This window comes from Pseudomonas fluorescens (genome assembly GCF_002837185.1).
Lineage (GTDB): Bacteria > Pseudomonadota > Gammaproteobacteria > Pseudomonadales > Pseudomonadaceae > Aquipseudomonas > Aquipseudomonas fluorescens_AM.
In genome coordinates, this window is record NZ_KZ478012.1 from 25,259 (window position 1) to 37,724 (window position 12,466).

The window sequence follows — 12,466 nt, forward strand, 5'->3', positions numbered from 1 at the left end:
TACGGCGGTGTACGCACGTTGTATGTACCGGCGCATCTGCCCTATGGTGAGCGCTCGATGGGCGCGCATTTCAAGCCAAACAGCAACCTGCGTTTCGAAATTGAATTGCTGGAAGTGCTGACGCGCGATGATTGAAGGGATTGAAAATGGATATTGATCCACATGTGTTACCTGGCTGCTCCCTCGAAAACATTCAGGTGGTCGAGCTGCTTGGCGGCGATGAGGCTGAGCTGCAAGAATTTTTTGAACAGGCGCCGGATTATTTCATCGCGGTGAATGGTGAACCGGCTACCCCGACCGAAGCGCGGGACGAATTGCGCGGCCAATTACCCGCAGGTTGGCATTGCAGCCGCATGTACTGGCTGGGCTACCGCGATGCGCAGGATCAACTGGTCGCTGTGGTGAATATCGCTGCGGATTTGCTTGCCGCCGGGGTATGGCATATCGGCTTGCTGCTGGTGCATACGCGCTGGCACGGCAGCGGGCTGGCGCAGCGCTTGCACACGGACCTTGAGGCATGGGCGGCGGCGAAGGGCGCCCGGTGGCTGCGGTTGACGGTGGTGGTGGGCAATACCAGGGCCGAGCGCTTTTGGCCCAGGCTTGGGTATGTACAGGTGCGAACCCGAGAGGGCATCGCGATGGGGCGTCAGGTGAACAGGGTCTCTATCCAGATCAAGCCACTCGGCAACGGGACCATTGACGGCCACCTGGCGCGGGTTGAGCGGGACCGACCCAGCACTCCGTAGCCTGTACCGGTCTCATGAGGGCGCGGCGCCTGATTTCTCCTCAACCTTGATTCCAAATCTGCCGTACAGCTCCTTTCGCCCCTTGGGCGTCAATGCCAACGCCCGACTATCGAGGTCCTGGATAACCCATTTGCGGCTGGTAACGGCCTGCAGAACAGCGGCCCCCAAGGCGCCGGCGAGGTGAGGGCGGCGCATGCTCCAATCCAGGCATGAGCAAGCGAAACGACGTCGCTGTGCCCTTACGGTTTCTATCTCGATACCGAGCCCTGTCATCCCTTTTTCGCCCTCCACGGTGAGCTGATACGTACCGTCGCCAGCATCCGGCAGGGTCAACCAGCCTGAGTCGATGAAATAGTCGTGCAGTTGTACCGCCAGGGATCCTGCCATGTGGTCATAGCAGGTCCGCGCCAACTGCAATCGATGGGGGGTCGTCGAAACAAACCGGGTCTGCGCGTTTCGGCTGATCACCATGAGGGCTTCAATAGCTCGGGCCACGTGCGCGTCTGCCAGGCTGAAGTAGCGGTGCCTGCCCTGCGTGTGCAGCTTGACCAAACCGTCCTCTTTAAGCCTTGCCAAGTGTGCGCTCGCCGTGGATGCACTGATGTCGGCGATGACGGCCATTTCGGTACTGGTACGGGCGTGACCGTCCATCAACGAGCAAAGCATTTTTGTCCTTGCGGGTTCCGCAATGGCGCCTGCGACACGAGAAATGGCGGTGTCATTGCTTTGGGAATCCATATTTCGTTCCTGAGCGAATTGTCGGTGTGACGATTGTTCGATAGTAGCCGTTCTTTGTGAAAAGGACCGCCAAATGACGCCGTTTGAAGCCGCTACCCATATCGACCCCTACGGTTATTACGCACGCATCAGACATCAAAGGGGCCTGTCATTTGATGCCAATCTTGGGTTATGGGTTGCCAGTGGCGCCTGCGTTATCGAGGCCATTCTGGAACATCCCGACTGCCTTGTACGTCCATTGCACGAGCCGATTCCAGCGGCCATTGCACAAGGCGCCGCAGGCGATATTTTCGGTCGTTTGATGCGCATGAACGAGGGGACGCAACACCAGTGCCCCCGGAGGGTCATCGAACCCACCCTGGCCTTGATGGGCACGGAAAACATCGCAGACATTGTGGCGCAGGGTGTTGAGACACTTGATGTCTCGGGCGATAACCCGAATGAGTGGATGTTCAGGTTACCGGTGTCGGTCATGGCGACCTTGATAGGCTTCACATCCAGCCAGCTACAAGAAGTCGCGCAACTGACACGGGATTTTGTCGCCTGTCTTTCGCCGTTAAGTGACGAGGCTCAACTCAGTAGGGCCCATTGCGGGGCGGCTCGGCTGAACCAGATGGTCGGGGAGCTATTGAGTCACGACGATAAGGGTAGCGGCGTATTGGGCCGTCTTTATCGCGATTACGAAGCCTCAGCCTGGAAAGACGATGACGCGTTGGTAGCGAATATGATCGGACTGTTTTCACAGACCTGCGAAGCCACCGCTGGGCTGATCGGCAACACCCTCATAGCGCTCCAGCGTAATCCTGACCTGTTCGAAGACATGCAGGCCACACCGACGCTCGTCGCTGAGTGGGTGGCAGAGGTAGCCCGCTACGATTCACCGGTACAAAATACTCGGCGGTTTGTTGCCAAGCGATGCACGATTGATGGCAGCGTTTTAGAGGCGGGCGATGCCATTTTATTATTGCTCGCCGCTGCCAACCGAGACCCCTGCGCCAACCCGGACCCCGACAGCTTCTTGCTCAAGCGAACGCAACGACGAACCTTCAGCTTTGGCTCGGGAAGACATCAATGTCCAGGCCAGCAATTAGCATTGGCTATTGCTTCAGAGGTGGTTTTCGCGTTTTTGCAGCGACAGCCAGCCTCATCTGCTGGTGCTTATCGGTGGAGTTATTTGCCTTCCCTTAATGGCCGTATCCCGCAGTTCTGCCGCGATGGGGAGATTCAAGATAGCAGGCAGGCTCATGAGTGAAAGCACGACACCTGGCTTATAGGTAGGGCTTGCCTGGGAATGCGGTGCATCAGGCAATGAGTTCGTAGCTGATGCACCGTCTTCGGGGGCAAGCCCCCTCCCACATTTGGTTTTGCATCAGCGCGGCAGCATGTATTCCAGCGAACCACCATCACGCTGGCCATTTCCACCAGATGACTGTTCCTACGCTTGCCAAACCCCGCCGATTCTGGGAAAACCCCAGCCTTTCACGCTTTCAATGAGACTCCCATGAGCAACGACGAACTGCAGGTCACCGACATCCGCCTGGGCGCCGGCAAAACCGTGGTCAAGGGCGCGCTGATCACCACTCAATACACCGGCACCCTGGAAGATGGCACGGTGTTCGATTCGTCATGGCAGCGCGGCAAGCCATTCCAGTGTGTGATCGGCACCGGCCGCGTGATCAAGGGCTGGGACCAGGGATTGATGGGCATGCAGGTTGGCGGTGTGCGCACGTTGTATGTACCGGCGCACCTGGCCTATGGCGAGCGCTCGATGGGCGCGCATATCAAGCCCAACAGCAGTCTGTGTTTCGAAATTGAATTGCTGGAAGTGCTGACGCGCGATGATTGAAATGTTGATTTGCGAGGAAGCGGCATGGACGTGATTCAAGCAATACGCGAAAGCTGGGGGTGGGTTGGCATCGACCCCATTGAAGTTGTGGGCTTTACCGGGTTTGGCAATTTGATGATCAAGGACGGGCAGGCGCGTTATTGGCGGTTATGTCCGGAGACTCTCTCTTGCGAAATGATTGCGCAGACACGTGAAGCACTCGATGAAATTTCCAAGGACCAGGCGTTTCTGCGCGGCTGGTATTTGCAACCGATGGCAGAACAGGCCGAGAAGATGCTGGGCCCGTTGGCGCCGGGCGAAGTTTATCATTTCGTGATTTCACCGGTATTGGGGGGAGAATACGACATGAGCAATGTGCGTTGTATCAATCATGTCGAGCAAATTCGGTTTTGCGGTGATTTGGCACTGCAGATCAGGGATTTGCCAGACGGCGCCACAGTACGGCTCAGGGTGGTTGATTGAGGGGCTCCATCACCGTGGATTTACAATCGGTCCGTGTACGCGGCCTGCATTGCGAATGCGGTGTATCAGGCAATGAGTTCGCAGCTGACGCACCGTCTTTGGGAGCAAGCCCCCTCCCACATGTGTTCGCCGGTGTGGTTGAGGAGGGCGTTCCTGAACCCATCCTGAAGAAATTTCTTATTCCCCATTCAGGCACTTTCCTACGGTTTACTCTGCCAACATCGCGGCGTAAGCTTCGCGCGTTTTCATCAATAGCGGAGACCCTCAGTGGGTACTTGTTCGAGTGACAGTCGTCGGCCGGTTTCGGTAACCGGCACATACTTGGCAAGGTAACGCGCATGTTTCAGATGCCGTTATCTCGCCACAAAAGCGAGAAGCGGCATCCCGGCAGTGGCCAGTCCTGGCGTCTGCCTGATCCTCTCTCATCGACGCTGACCAGCACCTGAGTTGACTCGGGAGGCTACGGACGCGCCTGTCTTTTACGGCGGGCGGGCCAGGTTCGGCTGTGCCTGTTTGATGGGTGCAGCGCGGATGGGCAGTGCCTGCACGACGGGGTTTCCTCGCGCAGGAGTTACACCATGAACCTCACGCTGCTTAAAGAGTTCTTCGCCGGCTTCCTGCGGACCCGGCATATCGCCCGGCATTTCCGCCGCCTGGCGATGCTGGACACCGTGACCGACGCCAGTGTCAGCCGCGAAGTGCCGCCCAGCCTGGCGCACACCCTGGTGGCTGCGGCCAACGCCAGTGCCGTGCAACTGCTGGGCAGGCTGGGCAGCCACGCCGAGGGTCTGAACACCCAGGAGGCCGACGCGCTGCGCGGGCAATACGGGCTCAATGAGGTCGAGCACGAGCAGCCGCTGCCTTGGTGGGTGCACCTGTGGCACTGCTATAAAAACCCGTTCAATCTGCTGCTCACCTTGCTGGCGGTGATCTCCTGGCTGACCGAGGACATGAAGGCGGCCACGGTGATTTTCTCCATGGTGGTGCTGTCGACTCTGTTGCGCTTCTGGCAGGAGGCCAAGTCGAACAAGGCCGCCGATGCGTTGAAGGCGATGGTCAGCAATACGGCCACGGTGCTGCGCCGGGACGCGGCCAAGCGCCTTGAACTGCCGATCAGGCAATTGGTGCCGGGCGATCTGATCGTGTTGTCGGCCGGCGACATGATTCCCGCCGATTGCCGCGTACTCAGTGCCAAGGACCTGTTCGTCAGCCAGGCGGCGATGACCGGTGAATCCATGCCGGTGGAGAAGTTCGCCCAGCAGCAGGATGCCCATACCCGCAACCCGCTCGACCTGGAAAACATCCTGTTCATGGGCACCAATGTGGTGTCCGGCGCCGCCACAGCGGTGATTCTTGCCACGGGCAACGCCACCTACTTCGGTGCGTTGGCGCAACGCGTCACGGCAACCGACCGCGCCACTACCTCGTTCCAGCATGGGGTCAACAAGGTCAGCTGGCTGCTGATCCGCTTCATGTTCGTGATGGCACCGCTGGTGTTGTTTATCAATGGATTCACCAAGGGTGACTGGACCGAAGCGTTACTGTTCGCGCTGTCGATTGCCGTGGGCCTTACCCCCGAAATGCTGCCGATGATCGTTACCTCGACGTTGGCCAAGGGCGCGGTGTTCCTGTCGCGCAAGAAGGTCATCGTCAAGCGCCTGGACGCGATCCAGAACTTCGGCGCCATGGATGTGTTGTGCACCGACAAGACCGGCACGCTCACCCAGGACAGGATTTTCCTGGCGCGCCACGTGGATGTGTGGGGCCGGGAGTCTGACGACGTGCTGGAAATGGCCTACCTCAACAGCTATTACCAGACCGGATTGAAAAACCTGCTGGATGTGGCCGTGCTCGAGCATGTCGAGATCCATCGTGAATTGAAAGTCGGTACCGCGTTTGAGAAGGTTGACGAGATTCCATTCGATTTCAACCGTCGTCGCATGTCGGTGGTGGTGGCTGAGCAGGGCCAGCCGCACCTGTTGATCTGCAAGGGCGCGGTGGAAGAGATTTTGTCGGTGTGCACCAGCGTGCGCCATGGCGACGTCAATGAAGCACTGACGCCAGAGCTGCTGGCGCGCATTCGCCAGGTCACCGCGGCCTTCAACGAAGAAGGCCTACGCGTGGTGGCCGTCGCGGCGCAGCCGATGCCGGCCGGGCGTGACACCTACACTCTGGCGGATGAAAACAACCTGACGCTGATCGGCTATGTGGCGTTTCTCGACCCGCCCAAGGAAAGCACCGCGCCCGCCCTCAAGGCTTTGAAGGCGCATGGCGTGGCGGTGAAAGTGCTGACCGGCGACAACGAACTGGTCACAGCGAAGATCTGCCGTGAAGTGGGCCTGGAGCAACAAGGGCTGCTGATGGGCAACGATATCGAAGACATGACCGATGCCGAGCTGGCGCAGGCGGTGGAAACCACCAACGTATTCGCCAGGCTCACGCCCAGCCACAAGGAACGCATCGTGCGTCTGCTCAAGGCCAACGGGCATGTGGTGGGTTTCATGGGTGACGGCATCAACGACGCGCCGGCGCTGCGTACCGCGGATATCGGCATTTCGGTGGACAGCGCGGTGGACATCGCCAAGGAGGCCGCCGACATCATCCTGCTGGAAAAGAGCCTGATGGTCCTGGAAGAGGGCGTGCTGGAAGGTCGCCGCACCTTCGCCAACATGCTCAAGTACATCAAGATGACCGCCAGTTCCAACTTCGGCAATGTGTTCTCGGTGCTGGTGGCCAGTGCGTTTATTCCGTTCCTGCCGATGCTGCCGATGCACCTGCTGGTGCAGAACCTGCTGTATGACATCTCGCAGATCGCGATTCCATTCGACAATGTCGACGAAGACATGCTCGCCAAGCCACAACGCTGGCAGCCGGCGGATGTGGGCCGCTTCATGCTGTTCTTCGGGCCGATCAGCTCGATCTTTGACATCACCACGTTCGCACTCATGTGGTATGTGTTCGATGCCAACACCCCGGACCACCAGACCCTGTTCCAGTCGGGCTGGTTCGTGGTGGGGTTGCTCACCCAGACGTTGATCGTGCACATGATCCGCACCCCGAAAATCCCGTTCCTGCAAAGCCGTGCGGCGATGCCACTGATGGTGATGACGGGCGTGATCATGGCCGTCGGGATCTTTCTGCCGATGGGGCCACTGGCGCATTACTTCAAACTGCAGGCGCTGCCGTCGCTGTACTTTGTGTTCCTGCCCGTGATTCTGCTGGCGTACATGGCACTGACCCAGGCGGTGAAGGGCTACTACATCCGCAAATTTGGCTGGCAGTAACAGGGTTTCAGTTGCCGCAGCAGTCATGGAGATTTTTTTATGCAGGCCATCAACAACATCAACCTCGACTCCCTGGTCGACACCGTTGTCAGCCTCACCGCCGCGTTTATTCTCGGCGGTCTGATCGGCTTCGAACGCCAATATCGCCAACGCACCGCCGGTTTGCGTACTAACGTGCTGGTGGCGGTCGGCGCGGCGATTTTTGTCGACATGGCCAATCGGCTGGGCGGTGCCGAAGGCGCGGTGCGCGTGGTCGCGTACGTGGTGTCGGGTATCGGTTTTCTGGGGGCCGGTGTGATCATGCGCGAGGAGGGCAATGTGCGCGGGCTCAACACGGCCGCGACCCTGTGGGCATCGGCTGCAGTCGGCGCCTGTGCGGGGGCCGACCTGATCCTGGAGGCATTGCTGGGAACGCTGTTCGTCCTGGCGGCCAATACGTTGCTGCGCCCGATCGTCAATAACATCAACCGTCAGCCGTTGGACGTAGTCTCGGCCGAGGTGACCAACATTCTGTATGTCATCGCACGGCGTAGCCAGCAACAGGCGGTCATGGTGTTACTGGAGGCTGAGTTGGCGCGATGCAACTACCCGGCCAGCGATGTGGATGTACGACCCTTCGGCAGCGAAGAAGTCGAAATCGAGGCCACCCTCGCCGCGACGTCGGTCGACGGTGACGAGTTGGACGCGTTGGTGGCGCGTATTTCCACCTCCAGCCTGGTGGTGCAGGCATTCTGGAGCCCCAGTACCACCGACTGATCCGTGTGCATGAACGGCCCTGCGAGCCAGCATCGACTAGGCTTTTCGTGAGGAAAAATCCTACAAGTAGTCAGGACTATCCCTTCAATCAAAACGTCATTGCATTGTTAAGGTTGGGCGCTTACAGCTGGTCGCTCGTTGGGGTCCAGCCGTGATTGCTCGTGATGTTTCAATGGAAGGGACCAGGCTACGAGTGGTTATCGTCCTGAGGAGGGTGCAGTACCGTTTGTCGGAACTGTCATTTCTCACAGGTACCTCGGTCCCATTTGATATGTAAGGGTACTGTGACCGCCTAGGGGTGAGTATGAGCAAAGCATTAATCGTGGATGACCATCCTTTTATACGTGCGACGGTCAAATATCTGCTGAAAGAGGAAGGATTCGATGAGATTTATCAGGCGGGTGACGGTGCAGATGCAATGCAATTGGCGCGGGAGCAACGTCCCGAGCTGATCATCCTTGACCTGGCGATGCCCAAGCTGGGCGGGCTGGAGGTTATCAGCCGGGTCAAGGCCCTGGGCCTGCCGTGCCGGGTCCTGGTGCTGACCTCCTACCTGGCGGTGTTTTTTTCTACCCGTTGCATGCGCGCCGGGGCCATGGGGTTCGTGGCAAAGACCGGCGAGCTGGATGAACTGCAAAAGGCCATCCGAGCGATCCAGTCGGGCTACAGCTGTTTCCCGAGCCTGCCCACCAGCTCGGTACGCCGTGACGACCTGCAGGAAACCGAGCGCCAGATGATCGAGTGCCTGTCGGACCGTGAATTGACCGTCTTGCAGAAGCTGGCCCTGGGGCTGGGCAATAAGGAAATTGCTGAAGACATGCTGTTGAGCCACAAGACAATCAGCACTTACAAAACACGTCTCAAGGAGAAGTTACGGATGTCCTCAGTGGTGCACCTGTCCAAATTTGCCCAGCGCAATCATCTGATCTGATTGAAATGACTGCCATCGCGCTCAAGCGGTTCGCTATGATCCTCTGGGTGGGCTTGTTGCCCATGGTCGCGATGGCCCTTGATGAGCCAAACGTGTTACGACTGTTGGGTCATTCTCGTATTGACCCTCCCGTCGTCACGCTGCCAGAGACCGACTGGCGCTGGTTGCGCGAACGGCGCAGATTGCTGATGGGGGTGTCCGCTCCCGATTACGCACCCTTCGACCTGACCAATAACCGTGAAGAGCTCGAAGGGATTACCGCCGATTTTGCTGCGCTGATCAGCCAGGCCCTGAATATCCCCATTGAGGTTCGGTGCTACGAAACTCGCGATGAAGTGATCGAAGCCCTCAAGCGAGGCGACGTGGACTTCCTCGGTTCGGCCAATGGTTACGAGGCGGCCGACCCGCAACTGATCTTGTCTCGCTCCTACGCCAATGACCAACCCACTCTGGTGACCCGTTCCAATGATAGCCAGGCGCTGAGCGATGATTTGGCGGGCAAGCGCGTGGCGATGCTTTATCACTATCTGCAGCCCGAGGTGGTACGGGCTTTCTACCCCCATGCCCGAGTGGAATTGTTTTCTTCGGCCTTCGAGGCGATCGGCGCAGTGGCTTTTGGTCGCGCCGATGTGTATCTGGGCGATGCCATCAGTACTAATTACCTGATCAACCGAAACCAACTCAATATCGTGCGCATGGCGGATTTCTCCACCCTCGAAGTCAACCCGTTCGCTTTTGCGTTCACCCGGCAGAATACGCGGCTGCAGCCGATCATCAATGCGGCGCTGGAGGCGATTCCCGCCGGTGAGCAGATGGAAATATTACGCCGTTGGAGTGGCGGCAACCTCGGTATTGTCGGCGCTGGCCGGTTGCACCTGAGCGCCAGTGAACAACGCTGGGTCCTCAAGCATCCTCGGGTCAAGGTAGCGGTGCTCGACAAACTGCTGCCGCTGTCAGTCTTCGATGATCAGGGGCAGTTCGAGGGGCTGAGCGCCGAGGTGCTGTCACGTATCAGCCTGCGCACCGGCTTGAAATTCGATGCGGTGCCGGGCAACTCGATACCGGGTCAGATCGATCAGGTCAGCACGGGCGCGGTGGATATGCTGGCAGTCGTGACCCCCAGCGTCGAACGCGCCGAAAAAGTGCGGTTTACCCGGCCCTACCTGACCAATGCCCTGGTGCTGGTAACCCGAGGGGATGAACACAGTCCTGTCGCATTGGAAGATATGGTGGGTAAGCGCCTGGCGATGATCAGCGGCAACGGATTGCGCGATACCATCTCGCGGGACTTCCCCGGCGTCGTGTTCATCGATGTCGACAGCGCGGAGCAAGCGATGGCGATGGTGGCCAGAGGCGAAGCGGAGGCGGCAGTCAATTCACTGATCAGCGCGCGCTATATGATCGCCCGGTATTACCGCGATCGGTTACGCATCACCAGCACGGTCGGCTCGGAACCGGCGCGTATAACGTTCGGGGTCAACCGCAGTCAGCTGGAGCTTTATTCGATCCTCGACAAGGCGCTGCTGAGCATCACCCCGCAGGAAATGGACGAGATGATCGCCCAGTGGCGCAGCGAGGTGATTATCGAAGACAGTTATTGGCTGCGTCACCGCAACGTGATCATTCAGGGGTTCGGGCTGGCCGCGCTGTTATTGATCGTCACGCTGAGCTGGGCCATCTATCTGCGCAGTCTGATTCGCAAGCGCGTCCAGGCCGAACGCGCCTTGAGCGACCAGATGCGCTTTATGAGCGTATTGATCGACGGCACCCCCCACCCGATTTATGTGCGTGACCGCCAAGGGCGTTTGATGGCATGCAATAACGCTTATCTGGACGTATTTGGCTACAAGCTTGAAGACGTGATTGGTAAAACCGTGGTTGAAACCGACGCCGGCAACCTGCCACAGGCCCAGTCGTTCCATCAGGATTACCTGCGCTTGATGGCCGAAGGTGAGCCACAGATTCATGACCGTATACTCAAGTTGCCCAGTGGCGAGGCCTTGACCATCTACCAATGGATGTTGCCGTACCGCGACGGTGACGAGAAAGTGGTGGGCATGATTGCCGGGTGGGTAGATGTCAGCGAGCGCCAACAGTTGTTGGGTCAGTTGCAGGAAGCCAAGGACGATGCCGACGCCGCCAACCGGGCGAAGACTACCTTTCTGGCGACCATGAGCCACGAGATCCGCACGCCAATGAATGCCGTGATCGGCATGATTGAGCTGGCCCTGAAGAACGCCGAACAGGGCTTGGCGGACCGGGATGCCCTGGAGGTGGCTTCTGAAGCTTCGCGCGGCATGCTGGAGTTGATCGGCGATATTCTGGATATCGCACGGATCGAATCCGGTCATCTGTCGTTGGTCCTGGAATCGGCCAATCTGCACGAATTACTGACGTCGGTGGCACGCGTGTTCGAAGGTTTGGCGCGGGCCAAGGGGTTGGCGCTGCAAGTTGAACTTGATCCATCGATCGATCGCGTGGTTCTGGTTGACCCACTGCGTTTCAAGCAAGTGGTATCGAATCTGCTGAGCAATGCCATCAAGTTTACCCACGACGGCCAGGTCACGCTCGGTGCTCATGGGGCGTTCGAAGGGGAGCACCTGAAACTGCAATTGTGGGTGCAGGACACCGGCATTGGCATCAGTGCACAGGACCAGTTGCGTCTGTTCAGCCCCTTTATCCAGGGCAGCAATGGTGAGCAATCGGCGCGTAGCGGCTCCGGCCTGGGGCTGGTGATCAGCCGTAACCTGTGCGAAATGATGGGCGGGCGGTTGCACTTGAGCAGTGTACTGGGGCAGGGCACCCGGCTGGATGTGACACTGGCCCTGGTCATGACCGCTGTAGTGCCGCAGGAAGGGACGGCGACGAGCGCTCCAGTCACGCCGCCTCATGCCTTGAATATTCTGGTGGTGGACGACTACCCGGCCAACCGTTTGCTGCTGGCTCGGCAGTTGAGTTTCCTGGGCCACCGCATCACCACGGCCGAAGACGGCATTCAAGGGCTTGAGTACTGGCGCGCGGGGCAGTTCGATGGCGTCATTACCGATTGCAATATGCCGTTCAAGAACGGCTACCAGTTGGCGCGGGACATCCGCGTACTGGAGCGTGAATCAGGTCTGGCGCCGTGCCTGCTCCTGGGCTTCACCGCCAATGCCCAGCCCGAGGAGGCCGAGCGCTGCCGGCAAGCCGGTATGGATGGTTGCCTGTTCAAACCCACCGGGATTGACGATTTGCGCGTGGCGTTGGCGTCACGCTCCACTTATGCCCCCAGCCCTGAGGCAGCGACGTTTGATTTGAGTACCCTGATCGCGTTGACAGGGGAGGACCACCACGCGCTCGCAGAGCTGCTGATGCCCTTGCTCGACAGCCTGGAGGCGGACCGGGCGCTATTGCCGGCGATGCAGCGCAAGGCTGACTTCGCCAAGTTGCACGACCTCGCACATCGCGCCAAGGGTGGTGCACGAATGGTCAAGGCACAGGTTCTGATCGCTCGCTGTGAAGCGCTGGAGGCCGTTTGTGAAAGGCAAGACCGCAACGCCCTGGCGGCGACGACCGATGCGGTAGAGGAAGCGATCGGCGCTTTGCATGGAGGGCTGAGCCTTTATTGCAATCAGCCGTGATGCCGATTAATGGCCATTGGGAGCTTTTGGGAGAAGTCCTACATGAAGGGGGAATATGCCTGATTTTGTGTTCGGCATTTGTC

General features: G+C 58.9%; 9 protein-coding genes and 1 pseudogene. 9 read left to right on the forward strand and 1 reads right to left on the reverse strand.

Features of this window, described 5'->3' with window-relative positions; translation table 11 throughout:
* Positions 1-3: 3 nt before the first annotated feature.
* Positions 4-135 (forward strand): annotated as a pseudogene (locus CIB54_RS21170) (FKBP-type peptidyl-prolyl cis-trans isomerase); the annotation flags it as partial.
* An 11-nt stretch (positions 136-146) separates the two neighbouring features.
* Entirely contained in the window at positions 147-746 is a 600-nt protein-coding gene (locus CIB54_RS21175) for a GNAT family N-acetyltransferase (protein ID WP_101220849.1), read from the forward strand.
* A gap of 12 nt (positions 747-758) precedes the next feature.
* Here the strand turns inward: CIB54_RS21175 and CIB54_RS21180 are convergent, their stop codons facing one another.
* Entirely contained in the window at positions 759-1,484 is a 726-nt protein-coding gene (locus CIB54_RS21180; RefSeq protein ID WP_101220850.1) for an ArsR/SmtB family transcription factor, read from the reverse strand.
* A 73-nt stretch (positions 1,485-1,557) separates the two neighbouring features.
* Between CIB54_RS21180 and CIB54_RS21185 the strand changes: the two genes are divergently transcribed.
* From CIB54_RS21185 to CIB54_RS21215, 7 genes are all read left to right on the forward strand, one after another.
* Complete coding sequence (locus CIB54_RS21185; protein WP_101220851.1) at positions 1,558-2,736, forward strand: cytochrome P450; 1,179 nt, start codon at positions 1,558-1,560, stop codon at positions 2,734-2,736.
* 249 nt (positions 2,737-2,985) lie between these two features.
* Positions 2,986-3,330 carry an FKBP-type peptidyl-prolyl cis-trans isomerase gene (locus CIB54_RS21190; protein ID WP_065952249.1) on the forward strand — a complete coding sequence of 115 codons (345 nt, stop codon included), beginning with the start codon at positions 2,986-2,988 and terminating at the stop codon, positions 3,328-3,330.
* 24 nt (positions 3,331-3,354) lie between these two features.
* On the forward strand, positions 3,355-3,792 hold the full coding sequence (locus tag CIB54_RS21195; RefSeq protein ID WP_065952248.1) for a T6SS immunity protein Tdi1 domain-containing protein: 438 nt from the start codon (positions 3,355-3,357) through the stop codon (positions 3,790-3,792).
* A gap of 578 nt (positions 3,793-4,370) precedes the next feature.
* Entirely contained in the window at positions 4,371-7,076 is a 2,706-nt protein-coding gene (mgtA, locus tag CIB54_RS21200) for a magnesium-translocating P-type ATPase (protein WP_101220852.1), read from the forward strand.
* Positions 7,077-7,115: 39 nt separating this feature from the next.
* Positions 7,116-7,832, forward strand: a complete 717-nt coding sequence (locus CIB54_RS21205; RefSeq protein WP_065888250.1) for an MgtC/SapB family protein — start codon at positions 7,116-7,118, stop codon at positions 7,830-7,832.
* A 304-nt stretch (positions 7,833-8,136) separates the two neighbouring features.
* Positions 8,137-8,763, forward strand: a complete 627-nt coding sequence (locus tag CIB54_RS21210; RefSeq protein WP_065952246.1) for a response regulator transcription factor — start codon at positions 8,137-8,139, stop codon at positions 8,761-8,763.
* A 5-nt stretch (positions 8,764-8,768) separates the two neighbouring features.
* Positions 8,769-12,383, forward strand: a complete 3,615-nt coding sequence (locus CIB54_RS21215; RefSeq protein ID WP_198557211.1) for a transporter substrate-binding domain-containing protein — start codon at positions 8,769-8,771, stop codon at positions 12,381-12,383.
* Positions 12,384-12,466: the final 83 nt, after the last annotated feature.

Bases quoted from the DNA above. Each gene is read 5' to 3' on its own strand.
- CIB54_RS21205 (WP_065888250.1), top strand. From the start codon at position 7,116: ATGCAGGCCATCAACAACATCAACCTCGACTCCCTGGTCGACACCGTT.
- CIB54_RS21210 (WP_065952246.1), top strand. From the start codon at position 8,137: ATGAGCAAAGCATTAATCGTGGATGACCATCCTTTTATACGTGCGACG.
- CIB54_RS21215 (WP_198557211.1), top strand. From the start codon at position 8,769: ATGACTGCCATCGCGCTCAAGCGGTTCGCTATGATCCTCTGGGTGGGC.
- mgtA (WP_101220852.1), top strand. From the start codon at position 4,371: ATGAACCTCACGCTGCTTAAAGAGTTCTTCGCCGGCTTCCTGCGGACC.
- CIB54_RS21175 (WP_101220849.1), top strand. From the start codon at position 147: ATGGATATTGATCCACATGTGTTACCTGGCTGCTCCCTCGAAAACATT.
- CIB54_RS21190 (WP_065952249.1), top strand. From the start codon at position 2,986: ATGAGCAACGACGAACTGCAGGTCACCGACATCCGCCTGGGCGCCGGC.
- CIB54_RS21180 (WP_101220850.1), bottom strand. From the start codon at position 1,484: ATGGATTCCCAAAGCAATGACACCGCCATTTCTCGTGTCGCAGGCGCC.
- CIB54_RS21195 (WP_065952248.1), top strand. From the start codon at position 3,355: ATGGACGTGATTCAAGCAATACGCGAAAGCTGGGGGTGGGTTGGCATC.
- CIB54_RS21185 (WP_101220851.1), top strand. From the start codon at position 1,558: ATGACGCCGTTTGAAGCCGCTACCCATATCGACCCCTACGGTTATTAC.